Source organism: Bradyrhizobium sp. CB82, from assembly GCF_029714405.1.
In the GTDB taxonomy this organism is placed as follows: domain Bacteria; phylum Pseudomonadota; class Alphaproteobacteria; order Rhizobiales; family Xanthobacteraceae; genus Bradyrhizobium.
Map to the genome: position 1 here is coordinate 6,525,349 of NZ_CP121650.1, position 24,843 is coordinate 6,550,191.

Genomic DNA, 24,843 nt, shown 5'->3' on the forward strand with positions numbered 1-24,843 from the left:
AGAGCGATGGGTCGATTTGCGACGACGGCGGCGCTCTACGAGGATCTGCGGCCACCTTATCCGCCGGAATTCTTTCGCAGCGTCGCGCGGAAGATTGCCCTCACCGAGCGATCCGCGCTGATCGACCTCGGCACCGGGCCCGGACTGCTCGCGCTCGGCTTCGCCCCCTACGTCGGCCGCATCGTCGGCGTCGATCCGGAACCGAACATGCTCGATGCTGCACGGCGTGCAGCCGCGCGCGCCGGCCGGCATCTCAGTCTGATCGAGAGCAAGGCCGAGATGCTTCCCGCCGACATCGGGTCCTTCGACGTCGTGACGATCGGGCGCGCCCTGCATTGGATGGAGCGTGAGCCCGCGCTTGTGCTGTTCGACCGGCTGGTCGCACCGCAAGGCGCGATAGCCGTCTGCGCGTCGTTCTCAATTTCTGATGGTCGCAATCCGTGGCTCGATGACTACAACGCGGTCCGCCGCAGTTGGTCACCGTCCCGCCTCTGGGAAGAAGCCGGCCGCGGCGAGCGAACGCACCGCGACCTGCCGGCCTTCTTCCGTGACAGCGCGTTTCACGTAGCGGATGTGATCAAGATCGAGACGAGGCACGAGATCAGCCTGCGCGACCTGGCGCGGCGTGTGCTCACCTTTTCCTCGTCGTCGCCCGAAGCACTTGGCGACCATGTCGAGGCGATGCTGCGCGATGTCGAGGAACGTCTTGCGCCGTTCAGCCGCGACGGCGTGATCACCGAGACGCTGCTATCCGTGGCCGAGATCGTGAGGCGCTAAGGGCGCTGGAATTGCGCGACGATGCGCGGGCTGCCCCAGGAATGATCCGTGTCCGGAAGCGGAAGCAAGGCAATCCAGACGAAGCCGCCGCAAGACCTGGATTGCCTTAACCCCTCCCATTTCTCAATCGGCACGAATCCGACGCGGCGTCTCGCGCAGCCGCTGAGCGGCTATATTGAATGCGGTCGAGCAGTCATCGTCGTTCTCACCGTCGAGCAGCGGAGCACCACAATGCCGGCACAGCCGTGCCGACATCGACGACGCCTTGCCGTTCGCCAGGACCTGACGATAGCTCGCCAGATCGATGACGTTGCGGGGCGTCGTTTTGCGTTTTTCAACCATGGCTGTTCCTCGCGGCTACTTGTTGCTTATCGCAGACAAGTTTCGCCCAAACGTTCAGCCCAACGCTCAAATTTTAGCTGAGGAAATGAGGCAGAGATTTTGACCCAGATACTGTCTACGCAGCGCCACATTTCACAACATGCGTTCACTGTCTGTCTGCAAACGGCGCAACGGTTCGGTAGCTATCTCACAGCCACTTCTTCCACTTGAAAATCCAGTACGGAACAATCGCGGCGGCGAGCATCATCACCAGTGCCATCGGATAGCCGTGCGCCCATTCGAGCTCCGGCATAGCCTTGAAGTTCATGCCGTAAATCGACGCGATCAGCGTCGGCGGCATCAGGACCACGGCCATCACCGAGAACAGCTTGATGATGTTGTTCTGCTCGAGATTGACGACGCCGAGCATGGCGTCGAGCACGAAGGTGATCTTGTTGGAGAGATAGGAGGCATGGTCGGTCAGCGATGCCACGTCGCGCTGCATGGTCTTAAGCTGCTCGCGCATGTCCTTGGACCATTTCACGCCTTCGACGATGGCCGACAGGAACGTGACGACGCGGCCGATCGACACCAGGCTTTCCCGGACCTTCGAGGTCAGGTCGCCCTTGCGGCCGATCGCGATCAGGATCTGGGAATATTGCTTGGCATGACCGTGCCGCTCGCTCTCCGGCTCGAAGATGTCGTGCGAGACCTGGTCGATGTCGGCGCCGCAGCGTTCCAGAATGTCGGCGCAGCGGTCGATCACGGCGTCCAGAAGTTCCATCAGCACCATCTCGCCGGTGATGGCGGGTGTACAGGAACGGGCGAGCTTGGCCTCGACCAGCGCAAAGGGCTTGGGCAGGTCGTATCGTACCGTCACCAGGCGATGGTCGCCGAGGATGAAGGTCACTGCCGTGGTCCGGGGCATGTCGGTATCAGAGTGGCACATCAGCGTCGCGGTCATGTAGCGCGCGCCGTTCTCGATATAGAGGCGGCTGGAGATCTCGATCTCCTGCATGTCTTCCCGGGTCGGGATCGCGATCCCCGCCAGCCGCTCCACCGCCTTGTCCTCGGCGCCGGTGGGATTGACCAGATCGATCCACACCGCGCTCTCCGGCAGCACCGAGAGGTCTTCGACGACGGCCTTCTTCAGGGAGGACTCGGAGGGAACGAAAACCGAAAACATGAACTACTCCAGCGGGGCCGAGAAGGCCGGCTCACGGCCCTTAGCGCGATTCTGACAGGTGCAGGATGACAATCACATTAACGGGGCGTTTGCATTTGTGGCCGACAAGTGGCGTAACCGTGACATGGCATCGACAGCTTGGCATCCTGTGCCCAAAAATCGGCTTAGAGCCTCAAAACTTGCGGCAAAAAAGCCACAGCTTGGGCCTTGCAGCCTGGGATAAAACCCTAAACGCTGGAATTGTGGCAGCTTTCAACCGATAATTGGCCTATCGGAATCGTGGAATTTGGGCAGAAGGCTCGTGTTCCGCGCGTGGAATTTGTTTCGATTGGAACCAAGCCAATGTCGTCGCTGAAAGTTAAGTTGGGAATTCTGGCCGCCGGTTTGATGCTGTCGGGCTGCATGCAGGCCACGCACTACGAGGCGACCGACACCAAGGCCTTTAAACCGAAGGACAAGGAACTCCTTGCCAAGATTCGGTACGAGAACACCCCCGTCGCCGAGCCGTTCCGCCGTGCCATCGTCGACTACCACCGCAAGGAGTCGCCGGGCTCGATCGTGGTCGATTCCGACAATCATTACCTCTACTACGTGATGGATGGCGGCAAAGCGATCCGTTACGGCATCACCGTCGGCGAAGAGGCCATGGCCTGGTCGGGCATCGCCAAGATCGGCAGCATGACCGAATGGCCTGCCTGGCACCCGACCCCGGGTGAAATCTCGCGCCTTGGCGTGCCGACCTATGTGGCGCCGGGTCCGGATAATCCGATGGGTTCCCGCGCGATGTATCTCTACTCGGGCGGCAAGGATACGTTATTCCGCATCCACGGCACCAATCAGCCCGAATATATTGGCGCCTCGATCTCCTCAGGCTGTATCCGCCTGACCAACGAGGACGCCATCGACCTCTATAGCCGCGTCAAGGTCGGCACCATCGTGGTCGTGCTCGAGCCGAAGCACGGCGATTCCCCGTACAACTCGCAGCTCGCGCTGCGTGGTGGCGGCTACAGTACTTCACAGTACTGAGCTTGCCTGAGGCTTTTCGAAAAAGCGCCGGCTCGCTACCGGCGCTTTTTTGTTGCCGGCTTCCAGGACGCTTGGGCGGCGCCGGCAGACTCGTCCGGCTTTGGCGTGCCGGACTTCACCGTATCACCCTGCTCCGCGCCCTCCTTTGTCTCCTCCGATTTGGCCGCCACCTCGCGCGGCGGGGCCTCTTCGGGCCGCGCGGCCGGCAGCAACGGGGCGATTTGTGGCAACGGATCCCAGACGTTCCACTGGCAGATCCGGTAATCGTTGCGGCGTTGCATCAGATCGAGATGGACGTGGTCCTCGTGATACCAGTCCGATCCCGGCCCCAGCACGGTTGAAAAGCGCGCGCAGACCGAATTCAGCACGCGCTCGCGCAACTCCCGCGGCACCGTGCGGTCGGTCAGCCCGATCGACTGCCCGTTGGCAAGCTTGAACGCGCGCACGTCGAGCGCATTGGCGCGGCCATGCTCGGACAGCATGGCGCCGACGATGCGGTTGCGGCCACGGCATTCGAAGGAATCGAAATTGTCGAGATCACTGATGGTGCTGCCGAGGCTCGCCGCGAGCGGGGCCACGTCCGAGCGTACCCAGTCGGCAACGGCCGATGCCATGCTGCAGCGAAGGATCGCGGCCGGCTTGACCTGCACCTTGCGCTTGTCCGGCAGCACGATCGCCTCGAGCCGTACCAAATCCTCGCCGCCGCAGCCGCCCGGGCCATGAATGTCGGGGATCGAGGGCGCAATTGCGACCTCCTCGGTCAGGGCGAGGCGGCAGGCCGAGGCCTGCTTGACTGGCGGCGCCGTCGGTTCGGCCGGCTTGTCGGCACCAGGTTTTTCTTCGGCCGCCGGCCGCTCCGGCACAGGTTTGGCCACTTCCTTGGGCGCAGCTTCCGGCCGCGGTCTCGGCAAGGGAATTCTGGCCGGAATCTTGGCCGGATGAACGGCGCCGCGAGGCCGCGGCGGACCGAAGCCGAACAGGTCGAGCGGGCTGTATTTCCGCGCCGCGGCAGGCGCAAGCGACAGCCCCAGCACGACGGCAATCATTGCCGCGCCGGCGGACATATAGCCGCGACAAGACCATTTGCGGCAAAAGTCCGGCAGGCTAAAATTCATGACAATTCTTTGGCCCAGAGCTGAGAGCGATAACAAGTCCAGCCCTATTCGGAGGAACGTCGGAATGCTTGGTTTGATGCAAGATTGGCCCCTGCTCTGCCACCGGATCATCGAACATGCCGCCAGGATTCATGGCAAGCAGGAGGTCGTCACGCGCTCGGTCGAAGGACCGATCCATCGCACCAACTATGCCGAAATCCACGCGCGCGCCCTGAAAGTTTCGCAGATGCTGCAGCGCGACGGCATCAAGCTCGGCGACCGCGTCGCCACGATCGCCTGGAACACCTGGCGCCACCTCGAGGTCTGGTACGGCATCATGGGCATCGGCGCCATCTGCCACACCGTCAATCCCCGCCTTTTCCCCGAGCAGATCGCCTGGATCATCAACCATGCGCAGGACCGCGTCGTGATGACCGACATCACCTTCGTTCCGATCCTGGAGAAGCTCGCCGACAAGCTGCCGAGCGTGGAGTGCTATGTCGTCCTCACCGACAAGGCACACATGCCGCAGACCACGTTGAAGAACGCGGTCGCCTATGAGGAGTGGATCGCAAAGGCCGACGGCAAGTTCGCATGGCAGGATTTTGACGAGAACACGGCCGCGGCCATGTGCTACACCTCCGGCACGACGGGCGATCCCAAGGGCGTGTTGTATTCGCATCGCTCCAACGTGCTGCACGCCCTGATGGCCAACAATGTCGACGCGCTCGGCACCAGCGCCTCCGAGACAATGCTGCCGGTGGTGCCGCTGTTCCATGCCAACAGCTGGGGCATCGCCTTTTCCGCGCCTTCGCAGGGCACCAAGCTCGTCATGCCCGGCGCCAAGCTCGACGGTGCCTCGGTCTACGAACTGCTCGAGACCGAGAAGGTGACGCACACCGCAGGCGTTCCAACCGTCTGGCTGATGCTGCTCCAACACATGGCCGCCAACAATCTGAAGCTGCCGCATCTGAAGATGGTGATCTGCGGCGGCTCGGCGATGCCGCGCTCAATGATCAAGTCGTTCATCGACATGGGAACGCGCGTCCGCCATGCCTGGGGCATGACCGAGATGAGCCCGATCGGCACGGTCGCGGCGCTCAAGCCGCCATTTGCCGAGACCACCGGCGACGCGCGGCTCGACGTGCTCCAGAGCCAGGGTTATCCGCCGTTCGGCGTCGAGATGAAGATCACCGACGACGCCGGCAAGGAGCTGCCGTGGGACGGCAAGACCTTTGGCCGCCTGAAAGTGTCGGGTCCGGCGGTCGCCAAGGGCTATTACCGCATTGATGCCAACATTCTCGACGGCGAAGGCTTCTTCGACACCGGCGACGTCTCGACCATCGACCAGGACGGCTATATGCGGATCACCGACCGCTCCAAGGACGTGATCAAGTCCGGCGGCGAGTGGATATCCTCGATCGATCTGGAAAACCTCGCGGTCGGCCACCCCGCGGTGGCGGAGGCCGCCGTGATCGGCGTCTACCACCCGAAATGGGACGAGCGCCCGCTCCTGATCGTGCAACTCAAGCAAGGCCAGAACGCCACGCGCGAGGACATCCTGAAGTTCATGGACGGCAAGATCGCGAAGTGGTGGATGCCCGACGACGTCGCCTTCGTCGACGGCATCCCGCACACCGCGACCGGCAAGATCCTGAAGACGGCGCTGCGCGACCAGTTCAAGGATTACCGCTTCCCGAACGCGGCGGCGTAGGTCACCATAGGCGTCATGCCCGGGCAGAAGCGCGAAGCGTGTCTTCGCGCTGCGTCCCGGGCATCCGCGTCTCGGGCCACAAGAGAGGCGTGGTTGGCCGGGTCAAACCCGGGCATGACGGCGTGGGAGCCCCGTGGAACCCTTGAATTTGCAGCCGAGCCGTGGTCTCAACGACCTATTGTCGCGCCAGATCGGCCGGCACCGCCCCGAGACCCCGGCAGAGCTCACCCGATGGCCCGCAGGTTTTCCGCTCCCTACCAGTCGGAGCCCGTATCCGGGCTCGCCACCTGGGCGCGCAATCTTGCGGTGTTCGCGGTGGTGGCGGTCTTGGTCTCGATCATCGTCGTCCGCTTCGGCTTTCTGGAGATCAAGCCGGCGCTGGCGACCTTCTTCGGCGGGCTTGCGATCGCGGGGCTCTCCATCCTGTTCGGGCTCGCGGGCTTTGCGGCGATCTGGCAGAACGGCTCGCGCGGAATGGCGCGCATCCTGTTCGCCTTCCTGATCAACGCGCTGATCCTCGCCTATCCTGCCTATCTCGCCTTCCAATACCGCAGACTGCCGGCGATCCACGACATCACCACCGATCCGATCGACCCGCCGCGCTTCGAGGCGCTGGCGCGCCTTCGCACGGGTGACGGCGCCAATTCGGCTGTCTATGCCGGCCTCTATTCGGCCGAGCAGCAACGCCACTTCTATCCCGACATCGAGCCGATCGAACTCGAGATTTCCGTCGACCGCGCCTATGCGCTGTCGCTCCAGATCGCCAACAAGCGCAAATGGCTGATCATCGACGAGCGTCCGCCGCAGCCGCCGCGCCGGATCGGCCGCATCGAGGCGGTGGCACGCACGCCGATCATGGGTTTCCGCGAGGATGTCTCGATCCGCATCGTGCCTGATGGCGACGACTCGCGCGTCGACATCCGCTCGGCCTCGCGTTACTTCGACAGCGATCTCGGCAGCAACGCCGCACGCATCAGCAAGTTCATCGACGATCTCAACACCGCAGCCGACGCTGATGCGCTGAAGCCGGCGAAGAAGGTGCCGGTCGTCCCGGCCAAGCCGCCGGCGAAGACGGTGAAGAAATGACGCAATAGCGTCATCCGGGAATGACGGTCAGGCGTTTGCCATCCTGTACGTTCCGGAAATCACGGGATCGCCGTCCGTCGCCACAACCCCGCGGGCGACGAGGTCCTCCAGATGCGCCAGCACGGAATAGCCGGCCGCTGTCGTGAGCCTCGGATCGATGCCGATATAGATCGCGCGCACCATGGTCGGGATGTCGGCCTCACCCTTGGCAAGGCGATGCAGGATCGAGGCCTCGCGCGCCTTGCGATGGCGGATCAGGAAGCGCACATAGCGCGGCCCTTCGGGAATCTCGGCACCGTGGCCGGAGAAATAGAGATCCTCCTCGCGCGCAGCGAGCCGGTCGAGCGAGTCCATGTAATCGATCATGGAGCCGTCGGGCGGAGCCACGATCGAGGTCGACCAGCCCATCACGTGATCGCCGACGAAGCTGAATTTCCGGTCGGGCCAGCCGAAGGCAAGATGGTTGGCGGTGTGGCCCGGCGTCGCGACGGCTTCGAGCCGCCAGCCTGAGCCTTCGATGACGTCGCCATGGGCAACCGTCACGTCGGGCGCGAAGTCGCGGTCGGCACCCGATTCCGGATTGTGCTTCTCGCTCTCGAAGCGCGGTCGCGAGGCGCGGTGCGGGCCTTCGGCATAGACGGTCGCGCCGGTCGCCTCTTTGATCCGGCCAGTGTTGGGCGAATGGTCGCGATGGGTGTGCGTAACCAGGATGTGCGTGACGGTCTCGCCACGCACCGCATCGAGCAGCGCCGCCGCATGAGCCTCGTTGTCGGGACCCGGATCGATGATCGCAACCTTGCCCTGGCCCACGATGTAGCTGACCGTGCCGGTGAAGGTGAACGGGCTCGGATTGTTGCAGAGCACGCGGCGCACGCCGGGACGAACTTCCTCGACGACGCCGGGCTTCAGCGGAAAATTGCGGTTGAACGGCACGTCGTCGTTATCGGACATGGGACTTCCTACGCAAAGCCGCCGCACTCTCCGCCGACATGCCCCGCAAAAGCGGGGTATCCAGTACTCGGCGACGTCCGAGGCGAAGGCGAGGTTTCCGGGTCGTCCGCTGGAGCCTGTCATCGGGCCGCGCTTTTGCGCCGACCGGTGGCGGACGATGACAGCCGAGCAAGTCAGCGGCCACGAAATTCCGCGGCCGTTAGAAAAACGCCTGAATGCCCGTGATCGCACGTCCCAGGATCAAGGCGTGGACGTCATGCGTGCCCTCGTAGGTGTTCACCGTCTCGAGGTTATGGACGTGGCGCATCACGTGATACTCGATCTGGATGCCGTTGCCGCCATGCATGTCGCGCGCGACACGGGCGATGTCGAGCGCCTTGCCGCAATTGTTGCGCTTGACGATCGAGATCATCTCGGGCGCGAATTTGCCTTCGTCCATCAGGCGGCCGACGCGCAATGAGGCCTGGAGACCCAGCGCGATCTCAGTCTCCATGTCTGCGAGTTTCTTCTGCACGAGCTGCGTCGCGGCGAGCGGCTTGCCGAACTGCCTGCGATCGAGCGTGTACTGCCGGGCGCGGTGCATGCAGTCCTCGGCCGCGCCGAGCGCGCCCCAGGAAATGCCGTAGCGGGCGCGGTTGAGGCAACCGAACGGGCCCTTCAGGCCGGACACGTTGGGCAGCAGCGCGCTCTCGGGTACGACGACGCCGTCCATCACGACCTCGCCGGTGATGGAAGCGCGCAACGACAGCTTGCCGCCGATCTTCGGCGCGGAGAGGCCCTTCATGCCCTTCTCGAGTACGAAGCCGCGGATCTGGTTGTCGTGCTCGGCCGACTTGGCCCAGATCACGAACACGTCGGCGATCGGCGCATTCGAGATCCACATCTTGCTGCCGGTGAGGCGATAGCCGTCCGAGACCTTCTCGGCGCGGGTCTTCATGCCGGCGGGATCGGAACCGGCGTCGGGCTCGGTGAGGCCGAAGCAGCCGACCCACTCGCCGCTGGCGAGCTTCGGCAGGTACTTCTTGCGCTGGTTCTCGTCGCCATAGGCGTAGATCGGATACATCACCAGCGAGGACTGCACCGAGTTCATCGAACGGTAGCCGGAATCGACCCGCTCGATCTCGCGGGCGACGAGGCCGTAGGCGACGTAGCCCGCATTGGCACAGCCGTATTCCTCCGGCAGCGTGATTCCGATCAGGCCGAGCTCGCCCATCTCGTTAAAGATCTCGCGATCGGTCTTCTCTTCGAGATAAGCCTGGGTGACGCGCGGCAGCAGCTTGTCCTGGGCGTAGGCTCGCGCCGTGTCGCGCACCATGCGTTCGTCTTCGGTGAGCTGCTCGTCGAGCAGGAACGGATCGTCCCACTGGAAAGAAGCCGCAGCCGGCTTGTCCTTGGCCTGAGGGCGCACGCTCATGAAACGTCCTTTCGCGTCTGGTTCCGTCTAATTGACCGTTAAATTAAAGCGCCGCGGTGCCAAGTGCAATTACGTTGCACCTGCTCGCGCGGCGGTCAGGTCTCGAGCTGCTCGTTCGAGACGATCTCGATGCCGAAGCCGGACAGGCCCTTGTAGTCGTGCACCGAGGAGGTCAGGTGGCGGATCGAAGTGACGCCGAGATCGCGCAGGATCTGCGCGCCGACGCCGACTTCTCGCCACTGCCGGTTGCGGTCCGCCTCCGCCGAGGTCTCGTTCGGCAAGGGTTCAACGGGAACGCCAGCGGCGCCGTCGCGCAAGTAGATCAGGACCCCGCGCCCCTCCTTCCTGAATTGCTCGAGCACGGCCTGAATGCGCTTGTGGCCGGTGAAGATCTCCTTGACGATGTTCGGCTTGTGAAAGCGCGTCAGCACGTTCTTGCCGTCGCCGACGCCGTTATAGACGAAGGCGACGTGGGCGATGGAATCGAAGGGCGAGCGATAGGCATAGCCCTGGAGCGGCCCGATCGGGCTTTCGGTGACGAAGGTCGAGACCCGCTCGATCAGCTTCTCGCGCGCCTGGCGATAGGCGATCATATCGGCAATCGTGACGTGCTTGAGCTTGTGCTGGGCGGCGAAGCGCGCGACCTGCTCACCCTTCATCACGCTGCCGTCGTCGTTCATCAGCTCACTGATGACACCGACCGGCGGCAGGCCGGAGAGCTTGCAGAGGTCGACGGCGGCCTCAGTATGACCGGAGCGCAGGAGCACGCCGCCGTCCTTGGCGATCAGCGGAAAGATGTGGCCGGGACGGGCGAAATCGCCGGCGCCGACATTGGGATTGGCGAGCGCGCGGCAGCAGGAGGCGCGCTCCTCGGCCGAGATGCCGGTGCCGCCGTCGGGCTTGTAGTCGATCGAGACCGTGAATGCCGTGGTGTGCGCGGAGTCGTTGTGGGCGACCATCGGATCGAGCCGCAGGCGGCGAGCGTCCTCGGTGGTGATCGGCGCACAAACGATGCCGGAGGTGTGGCGGATGATGAACGCCATTTTCTCGGCGGTGCAGAGCGAGGCAGCGACGATCAGATCGCCCTCGCCTTCCCGGTCCTCGTCATCGGTGACGACGACGAGCTCACCCTTGGCGAAGGCCTGTAAAACTTCCTGTACGGTATCGGGCATTTCCCAATCTCTGGCTATTGTTGGCCGGAGGCTTAGCCGGACTCTGACGCCAGCGCTAGTGTCCCGGACGCAACGGCATATGCCCTCGGCAGATCCGCCGGGACCCGGCTTGCACCGGGAATGCCAGAGATATAGGCCTTGTCCCGCCGCGTGGAAGGCTGCCGGGCGAGCTTTAAGGCAGCACTTCGCGCCGCTCGCTCAATCTCAAGTCAAGCTCGGCCCGCTTGTCCTCCAGAAGGCCGGCCTGGGCCGCCTCGATGACCGTGAAGAGCTCATGGGCATCGCTGAGGCGGGTGACGGTGACGTAGTTGGCTCCCGCCGCATAGAGCTCGCCGACGTCGGACATCAGATCGGCGGTGGCTACGATCAGGGCGCTGGGATTGAGCGCACGGACGTGGCGGACGAGCTTCTCGTTGGTGGCCCCCTTCAACAGCGCATTGGGCACGCTGAGGATGATCACCTCGGACTTGCCGACGCCGGCATGGACGAGCGTGTCGACGTTGCTGATGTCGCCGTAGATCACGTGCAGGCCACGCGAAAGCAACGTCTGGTACACATTGGGGTTGAAATCGACGACCGTGATCTGCTCAAGCAGAACCGGCGCCTGCTGCTCGATCTCCGCGAGCAGCGCGCTCGCCGCGCGGAAAAAGCCGAGGATGACAATCCGCCGCGCCTCGCCATGGCCGCGCTCGTGCCCCTCCCGGGAATGGCCATGATCGAGATCGCGAAGGCCGAACCGCTTCAAGGGGCCGATCGCCCAGCGCGTGATCTCATCGCTCCTCACCATCACGAAGGTCGAGAGCACCGCGAGCATCACGAAGGCGAAGGAGGCGGCATTGGCGGTCTCCTGAACGATGTGGTTATCGGTGACGCCGGTCTGGATCACGACCAGCGAGAACTCGCTGATCTGCGCCAGATTGATCGCCGGCAACAAGCTCGCGCGGAGGCCCTGTCGCATCAGATAGAGCGGCACGAAAGTGGTCACCAGCCGGCTCGCGACCGTGAACGCAGCGATCATCAGGGCGAGCCCGATCACCGACATGTTCGGTACCGGAATGGTCATGCCGAGCGCAACGAAGAACAGGGTAATGAAGAAGTCGCGCAATGTCGTGACCTTGGCGGTGACGTCGAGTGCGTAAGGAAAGGTCGAGAGCGACACGCCGGCGATCAGCGCCCCCATTTCGCGCGACAGCGACAACCGCTCGGCGGTCTCGGCAACCAGGAAGCACCAGGCGAGCGCCCCCAGAAGGATCAGCTCGGGGCGGCGGGCGATCTGGTGGAACAGGCGCGGCAGCACGAAGCGGCTGACGAGGAGCGCGGCCGTGACCAGCGCTGCGACGCGCACGATCGAGAGCAGGATGACGCTCGCTTGCAGATCGGCAAGGCTCGGCTGCACGGCGAGGAACAGGATGGCGAAGATGTCCTGGAGCACCAGGACGCCAAGGGTGATGCGGCCGGGCAGCGTGTCCAGCTCGCGCTTCTCGTAGAGCACCTTGACGATGATGACCGTGCTGGAGAGCGCGCAGGCCACGCAGAGATAGAGCGCATCGAAATGACCGCCCCCGAACGTCAGGCCCATGGCGACGAAGAACAGGATGCCGAGCAGGCAGCCGCCGAGGAGCTGGCCACCGGCCGCGAACAGGATCACTCGCCCTGCCCGCACGATCTTCTTCAAATCGATCTCGAGTCCAATCATGAACAGCATGAAGATCAGGCCGAGCTCGGAAATGACGCCGATCGATTCCTGCGACTTGACCCAGCCGGCACCGAATGGACCTATGCAGAAGCCGGCGATAAGGTAGGCCAGGATCAGCGGCTGGCGGGAGAAATGGGCCAAAAGCCCGAGCATCCAGGCAAACAAGATACAAAGAGTGATATCGCGAATGAGTTCGTGCATCTCAAAGCAATCCTTTTTTCCGCACCCTAGAGGCGGGGTGCAGCGCGGCAAACGAGCAATTCGTCACATGCCAATTGTCCTGCCAATCGTGCTCGCACTGACAGGTGGTTTGCTCGGCGTGGCGCGGCCCGCCGCGGCACAGCCGAAGGTCAATATCGAACAGAGTTTTGCCGATTCGCTGACGGCGATGCCGAAGGAGGAACTCGCCGTCTCCGGCGGTTTCTACGTGCCAGCCTATTCCAGCATCGCGATGAGCCAGGGCAAGCTGCGCGTCGACTTCTCGGTGACGTTGAGCGTCCACAATGCGTCGGAGACCCAGCCCCTCGTGCTGAGGCGGATCGCCTATTTCGACACGGCCGGCAAGATGATCGAGAGCTACCTGAAATCTCCGGTCGCGCTCAGGCCCCTCGCGACGGTCTCAGTGGTCATCCCAACCGAGGACGTGCGCGGCGGGACCGGCGCAAACTTCATCGTCGACTGGGCGGCCACCGGCGAGATCGCCGAGCCGGTAGTCGAAGCCTTGATGGTTGGCGGCGTCGCCAATGCGCATTACGCTTTCATCAGCCAGGGCCGTCCGACCCGAACGGTCGGCAAGAAGTAACAGGCCGGCCGGCGCAATGCCGGCTGGCTCAACAAAAAGAGGAAACCACCCATGACTGCCAGCTTCGACTTCGCGCCCCTGTTCCCGCCGGGGCTGCCGGCTCCTTCTGCGCGCTGGACCGGGCTTGCCAAATACAGCTTCGTCGGCGGCAACAATGATTCCGAGCAGGTGCCGGTCGATGGCCTGATCGCAGCGGTCGATGCGGTGCTGCGGCGCGAGGGCCGCAACCTCGCTACTTACGGACTGGCGCACGGTCCGCAGGGCTATTTGCCCTTGCGCGAATTCCTGAGCGCGAAGCTGAAGCGCGATGCCGGCATTATCTGCACGGTCGACGATCTCTTGATCGTCTCGGGCTCCTTGCAGGCGCTCGATCTCGTCAACCACACACTGCTCGCGCGCGGCGATACTGTGATCGTCGAGCAGGAAACCTACCAGGGCGCGCTGAACCGTCTGAGCCGGCTCGGCGTGAATCCGGTCGGCATCCCCCTCGACGGCGAGGGCATGTGCATGGACGCGCTGGCGTCTGCGCTCGCGGATCTGAAGCGCCGAGGCATTCGGCCGAAATACATCTACACCATCCCGACCGTGCAGAACCCGACCGGCAGCATCATGCCGGAAAGCCGCCGTGCCGAGCTGTTGCGGCTTGCGGCCGAGCATGGCGTGCCGATCTTCGAGGATGATTGCTATGCCGACCTCATCTGGTCAGGCCGGCGTCCGCCGGCCATCCATGCGATGAGCGACACCGGCGGCGTCATCCATATCGGCTCGTTCTCCAAATCGATCGCGCCGGCGCTCCGCGTCGGCTTCATCGTCGCGCCCTGGGAGGTGATGTCACGGATGCTGGCGCTGAAGACGGACGCCGGCTCCGGCGCGCTGGAGCAGATGCTGCTTGCCGAATATTGCCGGCCGCATTTCGCGACCCACGTGCCCGCGCTGACACGCGCGCTGCGCACCAAGCTGGACACACTGATGGAGGCGCTGAACGAACAGTTCGGAACGGCTGCCGAGTTCGAGGAGCCCAAAGGCGGCATCTTCCTCTGGGTAAAGTTGCCCGATCATGTCGATACGCTGAAGCTTTACCACGCGGCGCTCATGGCCGGTGTTTCGATCAATCCGGGCCCTGAATGGTCGACCAACAAGGGCCATTCGGGCCCGCGGCTGCGGCTCTGCTTCGCCAGCCCCACGCACCAACAGATCCGCGAGGGCGTCGCCGTGCTCGCGGAAGTCTGCCGCAAGGAATTTGGCGTGCCGGCGCGGATCGCAAATGTGGAGAGGGCGCGGAGGTAGAGGACGCCTCAGGCCGCCTGTGCCTGGCTGCCATGGATCGCGGAGGCCAGCCGCAACAAGAGGACGATCGAGACGTTGCCCTTGCCGGCCTCGATCTGCGCGATGTAGCGCTCGGAAATTCCCGACCTGCGCGCGAGCTCCCGCCGCGACAGCTCGCAGCGCATGCGCGAGGAGCGTATACGCTCGCCGAGTTCCGCCAGGAATTGGGTCTCGGAGTATGGCGGCACGGCGGTGCCCCCCGGCAGCGCCTCGCCCGCGAAATCGGTGACTTCATCCAGCATTGATCTATCCACGATCGCCTCCCGAAGCCGGCATTATGGCGCAGCTGCGGTCCGCCTCATTGACGCGGATCAAATAGCGGAACGATCGGCGAGAAGCTGGCGACGCGACAAAACCGTCATGGCGACGTTCCCCTTCCTCTGTCTTTGTGGAGATGATTCGCCGCGCGGTGTGCGGGTGCAAGCACCATGCATGAGCGTGCCGAGTTGCAGTGCGGCATAACAATGCTAGGCTTGAAGCCATTGCGTCGGGCAGCTGCGGGGGATTTTCAGAAGTGACGGGATTGTTCTTGGTCCGCGGGACGATGGCCGCGCTGGTCTGGCTTGCGCTGGTATCCGCAGCCGGCGCTGAGACGCTGACGGCGACGATCATCAATTGGGGGCTGCTCGGCTCCTGGGCGGTCGATTGCTCGCTCCCACCCGAGAGCGACAAAGGCGCGGTGCTCACCTACGAGGCCAGGCCAGACGGCCGCGTGATGTACCAGCGCAATTTCGGTGACGCCAGGGACGAGAACGAGGTGGTGGCGGCCTCGACTGACGCGGACGGCCTGCTCAACATCGTGGTGTTCTTTCCAGCGTTGCATCAGACGCGCGAGTTCGGTCTCTCGTTACAGAAGGACGGCAGCCTGCGCGCGATCTTCAATCGCGGCGAGCGCGGCGATTACACGATTCGCGACGGCAAGTTCGTCAAGACCGGTGCGCCGACGCCTGCGCAGCACCGTTGCGACAACGGAACGTGAGCGCAAAGGCCGAAGCTGAACCAGCCGTTCAGAATTCTCCTGATGGTTCCTCCGGAACGTTCGCGCGCACGCGCGGTTTAAATTGGCGTTCATTGGAGGAGGACATCATGAGGAAGCTTGGCTATGTCGTCGCGGCTCTCGGCGCGCTTGCGATCGTGGCGCCGACGGTGGCGAGCGCGGAGACGATGGTGATCAGGAATCACCATTACGGTTCCTACGGCGCCCGCGCCGAATTCCGCGAGCACCGCGACTTCGGCTGGCATCGTGGCTGGCGCCATCACGGCGACAAGGTCGTCGTGATCAAGCGCAGTCACCGCCACTACGACTACTGATGCACACGCTGAAATGGCCCCGACGGGGCCATTTCTCTATGTACACGGATTGACGGGGAAACTAGTCCCAGGCCGGAGCAAAGCCTGGATTGACGCAACGCTTGTCCTTCGGCAGCACGGCGATTTTTCTGAGATCGTCGTGGTCGAGCGTAATCTTCAAGGCATCGAGATTGGCCTGCTGGCTTTCCTGCCGCGATGCCTTCGGGATCGCCGCGACGCCTTTCTGATCGAGCAGCCACTTCAGCGCGACCTGCGCGGCGGTGGCATTGTGCTTGCGGCCGATCTCGCCCAAGACCCGCCGGATGCGCGCGGCAAAGGCCGCGCAAGCAGAGTTTTCGGTGGTGGAAGGGCATGGCGGGGGTTAGCAGTATAGCGGGGCGGCCACCGAGCGGCCAATCAAGATCGGGTTAGCTGGCACCAGCCTCTTACGAATGCTGCGCCACCACAGCGGGCCGCACTTGCGGCTGCGGGTGGATGTCGACCGACCACAGGTCGCGATTATCGACGTCCTTCAGTGTCACCGTCATGACCTCCGTGCGGCCATCGATGTCGACGCGGCCGAAGAACTGGAGTCCGAAGCAGGGCGCGAGATTCTCGCCCTGCTCGGCATTGCAGCCGTTCTGGTACATCGCGACCGGACCGAAGGTATTGTCGAGCTCGCCCGGTCCCCAGGTTCCGGCATGGAGAGGACCTGAGACGAATTCCCAGAACGGCTCGAAATCGGAGAACACTGCACGGTTGGGATCGTAATAGTGAGCCGCGGTGTAGTGCATGTCGGCGGTGAGCCAGACGATGTTGCGCACACCGGCGCGCCGGATGAAGGCGAGCAGGTCCGCGATCTCGTGCTCGCGACGGTCGGGTGGACCGTCGCCGAGCGCGACGGCATCGAGGCTGATCAGACCGATCGGCAGGTCCGCAGCGATCACCTTCCAGGTCGCGCGCGAAGCGGCGACCTCCCGCTTCAGCCAGGCGAGTTGCTCACGACCCAAGATCCAGCCGTCGTGGTCCCTGCCCTTGTTCCAGGTGCCGTCGCGGTAGCTGCGCATGTCGATCATGAAGACGTCGAGCAGCGGTCCGTACGCAATCTTCCGATAAATACGGCCTTGCTGCTGCGGAATCTCGCGGATCGGCATGAAGTCGAAAAACGCGCGCCTCGCGCGCGCGACGAGGCGCGAGGTGCCATCGGCGTCAAGGCCTGTGTCGTCGACACTGCCATAAGGCGACCAGTCGTTGGTAACCTCGTGGTCGTCCCATTGCGCGAACATAGGCACCTCCGCATGGAAGGCACGGAAATTCTCGTCGAGGTGATTGTATCGGTAGTTGCCGCGGAATTGCGCCAGTGTGTGCGCGACTTCCGATTTCTCTTCGGTGACGAGGTTGCGCCAGATCTCGCCGTTGGGCAGCTTCAATTCGGCAGGAATGGTGCAGTCGGCATAGATGTGGTCGCCGGAATGGATGAAGAAGTCCGGACGATTGTCGAGCATGGTACGGTAGCTGCGCATGCCGCCACGCGACGTATCGATGCCCCAGCCCTGCCCGGCGGTGTCGCCGGACCACACGAATGAGACCGAGTGGCCAGCGGCCGGCGCGGTTCGGAAATGTCCGGTGCGCATCTCGCCGGTGACCCCGGTCGCGATGTCGTCGAAGCGCACGCGGTAGAAGATATCCTGTCCGGGCGGGAGGCCGCGCAGCAGCACCTTTGAGGTAAGGTCGGCGTCCGACAGCGCATCGGCGGACGCCGTGCACAGGATCGTCCTGAAGCTTTCGGCGGTGGCACATTCGACCTGCATCCGCGCAGGCCGGTCGGCGCGCGCCCAGATGATGGCAGATCCTTCGGACACGTCGCCCGACTGGATGCCACCCGTAATCAGCGGGCGGTCGGCGGCGCGGCTGAGGTGTGGCCTTGCGAGAGAGCCGAGGCCGACGAGCGCGAGGGAGGATGTGGAGCGAACGAGAAACTGCCGCCGGGTCCATGCACGCGAGGCGCGGAGCGTTGCCATTCAGGAAACCTTCGTCGAATCGCGACGAAAGGTGCCTGCGCCCCTTGACTCCAAGCCGACGGTTTTTTGACTCCGCGCCTACCGTTTTGCGACGGGCGGATGAAGCTGCTCGTCTGAACCGCGATGCAATCGCACTTCAGATTACTTTTTGAGCATGATCTCCGCGCAATCGCGTTCCGCGTTTGTCGCGAGGGAAAACCGCTTCACACTTTGCGCTAACGCGGCCCTTCGGGTCCGGATCATGCTCTAGCGTTTCCAGTTGCAGATGCCGCCTGACCTGCACGGCCAGGTCTGGATGCGCGTGTCCATCGCCTGCGCGTCCAGCGGATTCGTGTGCCGGTGCGCCAGCCTGGCGCGGGCAGCGCCACGCGGCTCAGCGCTCTTCGCGTGAGCAACCCGCGGCTGCGGCGCCTTCACGCGCTCGGTCGCGACCGTCTTCGGCGTGACGTCGGGCACGGCACGCGCCGCGTCACTTCTTGCTTCCACCTGGACGGGCGCGAATTGCGTCGCAGGGCCGAGCCGCTTCGGCGACAACACCGCCCTGGCAAGATCGAGGCCGAGATATTCGTCAGACTTGTAGTCGTCAGCCATCGCCGCGCTGCAGGCGAGCACGAGCGCGATGGCGAGGCCGAAAGAAACGCATTTCAGGACCAAGAGACGCCTCCTGAAACCCAATTAGGGGCATTACCCTTATTTAGGAGGTGCGAGGCGGATTTCCAGCAGCAGATTGCCTTCAGGGTTACCGGCCGCCGAAGTCAATCACCGATTCACAGGCCTTCGGCAAGCTCAGGAACCGCCAGCCAGCGTTTTGACCAGACGGTAAAGGTACTCCTGCCCCTTGTAGAACGAGGCCACGGGAACACGCTCGTCCTTGCCGTGGATGCGGTTTTCGCCAATGTCGATCGCCATGCCGGAATGGCCGTAGGTCGGGATGCCCGCATTGCGCAGGTAGCTGCCGTCAGTGGCGCCGGAGCTCATGACCGGGAGCACGATGGCACCGGGAAAGAACTCGCCCGAGAGCTTTTCGATCGCGCCCATGATCTCCTCATGCAACTCACTTGGCGCCGAGACCACCGCCGTATCGAGCTGCGTCAGCTTGATGTCCGGGTCCGCCAGCACCTGCTCCAGGGTCGCCCTGACCTCCTCCACCGGCTCGCCCGGCATGATGCGGCAATTGACCTTGGCGCTCGCCGACTGCGGCAACGCGTTAACGGCGTGCCCGCCCTGGAGCATGGTCGCAACGCAGGTGGTGCGGAGCTGGGCGTTGTAGACGGGGTTCGCAGCGAGCCGGACCAACGATAGCGCCGCCGGATCGGGCTTGTCCGACATCACGGCGCGCATGTCGGCCGCGGTCTGCTCGTTCTCGAACTGCGCGCTCTTCTCGAACCAACCGCGCGTTGTCGCGTTCAGCTTGAGCGGAAAGTTGAACTTGGACAGGCGCACCAGTCCTTCGGCGAGCTTGTAGATCGCGTTGCTCTTGCGCGGCACCGAGCTGTGACCACCGGGATCGGTGACGTCGAGCTGGAAGCTGACGGGGATCTTTTCGCTGGTCTGGACGCCGACACGGATCGGCCTGCCGTCCTTCAGGCCCACGCCGGCGCCTTCGTTCAACGCAAATTCGGCGTCGATGAGATCGCGCTTGTTCTTGATCAGCCAGTTGATACCAAGACCGTCGCGGTCAAATATCTCCTCGTCCGTTTCCAGTGCAACGATGATGTCGCGGTCGGGCTTGTAGCCTTCCTGCTTGAAACGGATCAGGCTGGTGATGAAGGCCGATGCCATGTGTTTGTCGTCGGCGGTACCGCGACCGTAGTAGTAGCCGTCCTTCTCGACGAGCTTGAACGGATCGACCGACCAGTCCTCACGCAGGGCCGGCACGACGTCGAGATGGGCGACCAGGAGGATCGGCTTGCGCGCGCCGCTGCCATGCAGGCGCGCGACCAGATTGCCCTTGCGCGGCGCGGGCGAGAAGACGTGCACGTCCGAATCGGGGTAGCCCGCCGCCTTCAGCCGCGCGGCCATCGCCTCGGACGCGCGCGCGGTGTCGCCGGTTGCGGTGGTCGTGTCGATCTCGACCAGCTCCTTGTAGACATCGTGGGAGAGCTGTTGCGGCGGGCTCAGGCCTTCGGCGGACGCCGCGCCGGTGAGCACCAAGGCCGCGACGGCTGTCGACAGCAGAGCCTTCCTGCACGAGACATTGTTCTTGGTGATCGTCTTCTTCATCTCGCGCTCCTGCAAATGCGACCTCGCTGAATACAGACAGCGCAGGCGCGCTTTGGCAAGCGCGATCGTTCTGACGTTTTTGCAACCGCCCCCGGCCTATTTCGCGTCCTTCACCGCGATCACCTCGATCTCGACCAGGAAGCCGGGATTGGCGAGCGCCGCGACGCCGACGACCGAGCGGGCCGGCAGGTTGGGCTGGCTGCCGCCGAAGAACTGGGTGTAGCCCTCCATGAAGGCCTTGAAGTCCATCGGTGCGGAGGCGTTGTGAACCAGGAAGACCTGCATCTTCACGACGTCGCCCATGGTGAGGCCAAGCCCCTCCAAAATGCCCTTGATACGGTTGAGCACGCCGACCGTCTGAGTTTTGGTGTCGCCATAGGCCTCTCGGCTCTGGGGATCGACATCCTTATTGGCGACCGGCGGCACCTGGCCGCTGACATAATAGGTCGTAGCGTTGCCGGTGACCTGCACGGCCTGCGCGATCGGAAAGGTGGAGTTCGGAATCGGGTGCCGGGTGACTTCGGCCTGCGCCGTGCTCCCATATGCGATCGACAACAATGCGCCGATGACGGCGGCGGTTCTCAAATTCATTCGTCTCCCCCTCTTGGACCTCAGCGGCGGGCGTCCCTCACCTCGTTCGCCGTCACCGCGTCATCGTAATTGTTGCCGAAATGCGTGCGGAGATAGTTCACGACGGCGGCGATCTGCGCGTCGGTCATCATCTCGCCGAACGGCGGCATGGCGCGCCGGCCGTTGAGCACGAGATAGACGGGATAACCGCGCGCCTCCAGATTCTTGTCGCCGACGAGCGAGGGATAGGCGCCGGCGCCCGATGCTCCAGCCGCGTCTGGCATGTGACAACCCTGGCAGACATTGACAAACAGCTCCTCGCCCGTGGTCTCCGCGAAATTGAAGCCCGAGCTAAAGGTGCGGTTTTCCGGACCGTCATGCGCCCGCGCGGTTGCCGACAGCATCATCAGCGCCGTCAAGGTAAGCCGCAAGGGCCATCGCCGCTCGCGTGAACCCATCACGTCCTCACCACGCGGTCGTGCAGGCGCGCAATCGCATCGAGCGCGGAGAGGATCGCGCCCTCCTGCCAGGCCGGCAGTGCGGAGACGTGCTCGCCCGCGAGCACGATGCGGCCGTCGATCTGACTGAGGTTGTTGTAGTGGGCGGCGCGCGTCTCGTCGCTCCAGTCGCCGCTGCAACCGAGCACGAAGGGGACCCGGTGCCAGGCGACCGCGATGCCGTTTTCGAATTCGCTTTTGTATTGCGGGTGAATGGCGGCGCCGAACTCGACGGCGCGCGCGACCCGCTCGGCGGGCGACATCGCGGTGAATTCGTAGGAGTTCGGACCGTCGAACAAATAGGCCCCCAACAACACGCCGCGCCCGGCGCCGTTGTAGCCGTAATTGGGATAGGCGATCTGGCGGATCGGTAGATCCGTGTAGCTGATGCCGCCATAGATCGCCTCGTCCTCCTCCCAGAACCGGCGCTTGAATTGCAGGCCGATCTTCACGGACGCGGCATACGGAACAGCATCGATCGCGGACTTCATGGCGGCGCTGACGTCGAGCGGCAACTGGCTCAGGATCGTCAGCGGGATCGTGCAGACGCACCAGTCGGCGTGCACCTGCTGCACCGCTCCGGGATTTTTGGCATCGACATAGCTGACGGTGACGCCGCGCGCGTCCTGCCGGATCTGCGTCACCTTGGCATTGTAGCGGATGAGGTCGCCGACCTCCTTCGCAAAGGCCTTGCCAATCATGTCCATGCCGCCGACCGGCTGGAACATCGTGGTCTGGAAATTGTAGTGTGCAAAGCCGCGCAAATAGCGCCAGAGCCGCGACTTCAGCACCTCCGACAGGCCAACAGGCTCGCTCGGCTCCGGCATCGCCGTCAATCCCCCACCCGGGTCCTTGGTGTAGCCACGGAATTCCGCCGAGATCAGATTGGCCTTGTAGCCATAGCCATTGTCGAGCGCACCCCAGGAGCGCAGCGCCTGAAGCAGGATCTCCTGATCCTCCTTCGATACGGTCTCGTCCAGCTTGCCCTGCTGCGTGACTTTAGCGAGCAGTTCAGCGATCTGGCCCTGGAAATCCGCCTTCACCGCGCGCAGCCGCTGCGGGATGCCGCCGAAGGCACGCACGGAATGCAAGAGAGCATTGTGATTGAGCTGATTGAACGGCTCGAGGGTAACACCGAGCCGCTTGCAATAATCCAGCAGCGCGCGGTGGTGATAGGGAATGCGCCACGGCCCCGGATTGAGATAGAGACCTTCCTCGAACTCGCACACCTGCTTGTGGCCACCGAGCTCGGTGAAGGTGTCGCCGCCCCGCAAGGTCCAGTTTCGGCCACCGGGCCGGCCGTTGAATTCGAGGATCTGAACAGTGTAACCGGCCTTGCGCAGCTCCAGCGCCGCGGTCATGCCGGCAAGGCCCGCGCCGAGCACGAGCACGGAGGCGCCCTTGGGGTCACCCTCGAGCCGAATCGGCCCCTTGTAGCGCGACTCCGATGCGAGCCCGAGGCTCGTCATCGCATGATACATGGCCGCGCTGCCGGCCACCGTGCCGATCAACGCAAGAAGATCACGTCGCCTGACGGTCACGGGTTCGCTTTGCATCGAGTTACGGAGACGGCCCAGTACTGAGCCGTCAGCAAACAGCACGCCGCAGGGCGAGGCAACACACGCGTTGTTGATCGGCGTGCCTTGCAACGCGCGAACAGGATCGCTGATCGCGATCCTTGGCGCCGCAAATAGGACGTCACGCGACCTTGCGCGCCGACGTCTTGCCGTCAAGGAAGCCCATCAGCCGGCCGCGGATGATTTCGTCCGCCTCGCTCATGATGCGGTCGACGAGTTCCTTGCACGAGGGGATGTCTTGGATGAGGCCAGCGACCATGCCGCAGCTCCAGGCGCCGGCATCCATCTGGCCCTCGATCATGATTCTCGGATAGACGCCAGCGACCTGGTCGTGGATGTCGTCGATCTTCAATTTGTCACCCTTCTCGCGCTCGATCTCGAGCAGGCGCTCGACGTTGGCGTTCTTCAGCACGCGCTCGGTGTTGCGCAGCGCGCGCATGATCAGGCGGGTATCGAGCTCAGTCGACGCGACCAGCGCGTTCTTCACGTTCTGGTGGACCGGGGCTTCCTTGGTGGCGATGAAGCGCGTGCCCATGTTCATGCCGCTGGCGCCGAGCGAAAGTGCCGCGACGAGGCTGCGGCCGTCGGCCATGCCGCCGGAGGCGACGAAGGGAATCTTCAGCTCCTCCGCCGCGCGCGGCAGCAGGATCATGTTGGGGATGTCGTCTTCGCCGGGATGGCCACCGCATTCAAAACCGTCGACACTGACCGCGTCGCAGCCGATCCGCTCGGCTTTCAGCGAGTGGCGCACCGAGGTGCATTTGTGGATCACTTTGATGCCGTGAGCCTTCAGCGCCGGCATATATCGTTCGGGGCTGCGTCCAGCAGTCTCCACGATCTTCACGCCACCTTCCACGGTCGCGGCGATGTATTCCGGATAGGGCGGAGCTGCGAAGGTCGGCAAGAAGGTGAGGTTCACGCCGAACGGCTTGTCGGTCATCTCACGACAACGCGCGATCTCCTTGGCGAGCAGCTCCGGCGTTCTCTGGGTGAGCCCGGTGATGATGCCGAGCCCGCCGGCGTTGGAGACGGCGGAGGCGAGTTCGGCAAAGCCCACAAAATGCATGCCGCCCTGGATGATCGGGTGGTCTATGCCGAACAGTTCGGTGATCGCGGTCTTCACGTAGGCGTCCTCCCGGATGTTTTTCTGGCGCGAGTTTAGCCGGAGTTCTGCGCCGCGGTCACCATTTCTCTCCGAAGGGGCGGATCTCCATCTCGAAGGTCCAGGCGCTCTTGGGCTGCTGGTAGAGCTGCCAATAGGATTCCGCGACGGAGGCTGGCGACATCAGGAGGTCGGGATTGTCGAGCGCCTCCTTGCCCCAGAGCTGCTCTCGCCGTTCCCGCACCCAAGCCGTGTCGACACCGGAGTCGATAATGAGGTGCGCGACATGGATGTTCTTCGGACCGAGTTCGCGCGCCATCGCCTGGGCCACCGCGCGCAGGCCGAACTTGGCGCTGGCAAACGCCGCATAGCCGCTGCCGCCACGCAAGGACGCGGTTGCGCCGGTGAAGAAGATGTTGCCGCCGCCGCGCGGCAGCATCAGCCGCGCCGCCTCACGCCCTGCGAGGAAGCCGGAATAGCAGGCCATCTCCCAGACCTTTCGGAACACGCGCTCGGTGGTCTCCAGAATCGGGAAATTGACATTGGCGCCGACGTTGAAGATGCAGAGCTGAAGCGGTGCGTGCTTGTCTGCGTCGTTGAGGAAGGAGATGATCTCCTCCTCCTTGCGCGCATCGAGCGAGCGGGCATGAATCTCGCCCCCGGCCGCTTCGATTTCGCGAACGAGCGGCGCGAGCTTGTCGCCATTGCGTCGGCCGGCGAAGACGGTGAAGCCTTCGGATGCGAACTTCTTGGCGATCTCGGCACCGATATAGTCGCCGGCACCGATGACGGCAGCCGTGGCGTTTCGCTTGGACAAGGTCGCCTCCTCTTGTGGGACGGCGCCGGGGCGATATCGACCGCCCACGCGGCGCGCGCCATTAGAATCTTGAAATCGAGCCTATAGTTCTAAAATAGCACTGTCGAATTCTGGCTTTTCGGACTATAGCTTACTTCGAAATATCTTGGGGTTTCATATAAGTTCCTTTATCAGACCTACG

24 protein-coding genes and 1 pseudogene are annotated in these 24,843 nt (G+C 63.7%); 8 read left to right on the plus strand and 17 right to left on the minus strand.

The window, feature by feature from the left end:
* The first annotated feature begins 6 nt into the window (after positions 1-6).
* On the plus strand, positions 7-777 hold the full coding sequence (locus tag QA640_RS31670; protein WP_283036758.1) for a class I SAM-dependent methyltransferase: 771 nt from the start codon (positions 7-9) through the stop codon (positions 775-777).
* A gap of 123 nt (positions 778-900) precedes the next feature.
* Here QA640_RS31670 and QA640_RS31675 read toward each other — a convergent pair whose 3' ends face one another.
* Both QA640_RS31675 and QA640_RS31680 read right to left on the minus strand, forming a co-directional pair.
* On the minus strand, positions 901-1,119 hold the full coding sequence (locus tag QA640_RS31675; protein ID WP_283036759.1) for a hypothetical protein: 219 nt from the start codon (positions 1,117-1,119) through the stop codon (positions 901-903).
* A 187-nt stretch (positions 1,120-1,306) separates the two neighbouring features.
* Positions 1,307-2,284 (minus strand): magnesium transporter CorA family protein, encoded by a 978-nt coding sequence (locus tag QA640_RS31680; RefSeq protein WP_283036760.1) that lies wholly within the window; start codon positions 2,282-2,284, stop codon positions 1,307-1,309.
* A 342-nt stretch (positions 2,285-2,626) separates the two neighbouring features.
* Here QA640_RS31680 and QA640_RS31685 point away from each other — a divergent pair, with 342 nt between their 5' ends.
* Positions 2,627-3,310: a L,D-transpeptidase gene (locus tag QA640_RS31685; protein WP_283036761.1), complete on the plus strand. Its 684-nt coding sequence runs from the start codon at positions 2,627-2,629 to the stop codon at positions 3,308-3,310.
* Positions 3,311-3,345: 35 nt separating this feature from the next.
* On the opposite strand, the gene QA640_RS31690 is transcribed toward QA640_RS31685, so the two are convergent.
* The gene (locus QA640_RS31690; RefSeq protein ID WP_283036762.1) at positions 3,346-4,425 is read right to left on the minus strand and encodes an extensin family protein; all 1,080 of its coding nucleotides are present in this window, start codon (positions 4,423-4,425) and stop codon (positions 3,346-3,348) included.
* Positions 4,426-4,489: 64 nt separating this feature from the next.
* On the opposite strand from QA640_RS31690, the gene QA640_RS31695 reads away from it, so the two are divergent.
* Positions 4,490-6,118 (plus strand): fatty-acid--CoA ligase, encoded by a 1,629-nt coding sequence (locus QA640_RS31695; protein ID WP_283036763.1) that lies wholly within the window; start codon positions 4,490-4,492, stop codon positions 6,116-6,118.
* A gap of 231 nt (positions 6,119-6,349) precedes the next feature.
* On the plus strand, positions 6,350-7,204 hold the full coding sequence (locus tag QA640_RS31700; protein WP_283036764.1) for a DUF1499 domain-containing protein: 855 nt from the start codon (positions 6,350-6,352) through the stop codon (positions 7,202-7,204).
* A gap of 27 nt (positions 7,205-7,231) precedes the next feature.
* On the opposite strand, the gene QA640_RS31705 is transcribed toward QA640_RS31700, so the two are convergent.
* The 4 genes from QA640_RS31705 to QA640_RS31720 all read right to left on the minus strand — a co-directional run bounded on the left by QA640_RS31705 (position 7,232) and on the right by QA640_RS31720 (position 12,638).
* Positions 7,232-8,155, minus strand: coding sequence for an MBL fold metallo-hydrolase (locus QA640_RS31705; RefSeq protein ID WP_283036765.1), 924 nt, complete (start codon positions 8,153-8,155; stop codon positions 7,232-7,234).
* A gap of 199 nt (positions 8,156-8,354) precedes the next feature.
* On the minus strand, positions 8,355-9,569 hold the full coding sequence (locus tag QA640_RS31710) for an acyl-CoA dehydrogenase (RefSeq protein WP_283036766.1): 1,215 nt from the start codon (positions 9,567-9,569) through the stop codon (positions 8,355-8,357).
* Positions 9,570-9,664: 95 nt separating this feature from the next.
* Positions 9,665-10,741, minus strand: coding sequence for a 3,4-dihydroxy-2-butanone-4-phosphate synthase (ribB, locus tag QA640_RS31715; RefSeq protein ID WP_283036767.1), 1,077 nt, complete (start codon positions 10,739-10,741; stop codon positions 9,665-9,667).
* A gap of 172 nt (positions 10,742-10,913) precedes the next feature.
* Complete coding sequence (locus tag QA640_RS31720) at positions 10,914-12,638, minus strand: cation:proton antiporter (protein ID WP_283036768.1); 1,725 nt, start codon at positions 12,636-12,638, stop codon at positions 10,914-10,916.
* A gap of 67 nt (positions 12,639-12,705) precedes the next feature.
* Between QA640_RS31720 and QA640_RS31725 the strand changes: the two genes are divergently transcribed.
* Both QA640_RS31725 and QA640_RS31730 read left to right on the plus strand, forming a co-directional pair.
* Positions 12,706-13,239: a DUF3124 domain-containing protein gene (locus QA640_RS31725; protein ID WP_283036769.1), complete on the plus strand. Its 534-nt coding sequence runs from the start codon at positions 12,706-12,708 to the stop codon at positions 13,237-13,239.
* A gap of 51 nt (positions 13,240-13,290) precedes the next feature.
* Positions 13,291-14,526 (plus strand): PLP-dependent aminotransferase family protein, encoded by a 1,236-nt coding sequence (locus QA640_RS31730; RefSeq protein WP_283036770.1) that lies wholly within the window; start codon positions 13,291-13,293, stop codon positions 14,524-14,526.
* Between the two features lie 8 nt (positions 14,527-14,534).
* Here the strand turns inward: QA640_RS31730 and QA640_RS31735 are convergent, their stop codons facing one another.
* Positions 14,535-14,807 (minus strand): helix-turn-helix domain-containing protein, encoded by a 273-nt coding sequence (locus QA640_RS31735; RefSeq protein WP_283036771.1) that lies wholly within the window; start codon positions 14,805-14,807, stop codon positions 14,535-14,537.
* A 302-nt stretch (positions 14,808-15,109) separates the two neighbouring features.
* Between QA640_RS31735 and QA640_RS31740 the strand changes: the two genes are divergently transcribed.
* Both QA640_RS31740 and QA640_RS31745 read left to right on the plus strand, forming a co-directional pair.
* Positions 15,110-15,544, plus strand: a complete 435-nt coding sequence (locus QA640_RS31740) for a hypothetical protein (RefSeq protein ID WP_283042947.1) — start codon at positions 15,110-15,112, stop codon at positions 15,542-15,544.
* Between the two features lie 107 nt (positions 15,545-15,651).
* Complete coding sequence (locus QA640_RS31745) at positions 15,652-15,876, plus strand: hypothetical protein (protein ID WP_283036772.1); 225 nt, start codon at positions 15,652-15,654, stop codon at positions 15,874-15,876.
* A gap of 61 nt (positions 15,877-15,937) precedes the next feature.
* On the opposite strand, the pseudogene QA640_RS31750 reads toward QA640_RS31745, so the two are convergent.
* The 9 genes and pseudogenes from QA640_RS31750 to QA640_RS31790 form a co-directional block, all read right to left on the minus strand.
* Positions 15,938-16,171 (minus strand): annotated as a pseudogene (locus tag QA640_RS31750) (aldo/keto reductase); the annotation flags it as partial.
* A gap of 130 nt (positions 16,172-16,301) precedes the next feature.
* Positions 16,302-17,876, minus strand: a complete 1,575-nt coding sequence (locus tag QA640_RS31755) for an alkaline phosphatase D family protein (RefSeq protein WP_283036773.1) — start codon at positions 17,874-17,876, stop codon at positions 16,302-16,304.
* 246 nt (positions 17,877-18,122) lie between these two features.
* The gene (locus tag QA640_RS31760; protein WP_283036774.1) at positions 18,123-18,530 is read right to left on the minus strand and encodes a hypothetical protein; all 408 of its coding nucleotides are present in this window, start codon (positions 18,528-18,530) and stop codon (positions 18,123-18,125) included.
* Positions 18,531-18,662: 132 nt separating this feature from the next.
* On the minus strand, positions 18,663-20,099 hold the full coding sequence (locus QA640_RS31765; protein ID WP_283036775.1) for a M20/M25/M40 family metallo-hydrolase: 1,437 nt from the start codon (positions 20,097-20,099) through the stop codon (positions 18,663-18,665).
* Positions 20,100-20,195: 96 nt separating this feature from the next.
* Positions 20,196-20,690: a RidA family protein gene (locus QA640_RS31770; RefSeq protein ID WP_283036776.1), complete on the minus strand. Its 495-nt coding sequence runs from the start codon at positions 20,688-20,690 to the stop codon at positions 20,196-20,198.
* A gap of 20 nt (positions 20,691-20,710) precedes the next feature.
* Entirely contained in the window at positions 20,711-21,100 is a 390-nt protein-coding gene (locus tag QA640_RS31775) for a cytochrome c (protein ID WP_283036777.1), read from the minus strand.
* Between the two features lie 26 nt (positions 21,101-21,126).
* Entirely contained in the window at positions 21,127-22,722 is a 1,596-nt protein-coding gene (locus QA640_RS31780; protein WP_283036778.1) for a flavin monoamine oxidase family protein, read from the minus strand.
* A 142-nt stretch (positions 22,723-22,864) separates the two neighbouring features.
* The gene (locus tag QA640_RS31785) at positions 22,865-23,866 is read right to left on the minus strand and encodes a nitronate monooxygenase family protein (protein WP_283036779.1); all 1,002 of its coding nucleotides are present in this window, start codon (positions 23,864-23,866) and stop codon (positions 22,865-22,867) included.
* 58 nt (positions 23,867-23,924) lie between these two features.
* Positions 23,925-24,662, minus strand: coding sequence for an SDR family oxidoreductase (locus QA640_RS31790; RefSeq protein WP_283036780.1), 738 nt, complete (start codon positions 24,660-24,662; stop codon positions 23,925-23,927).
* Positions 24,663-24,843: the final 181 nt, after the last annotated feature.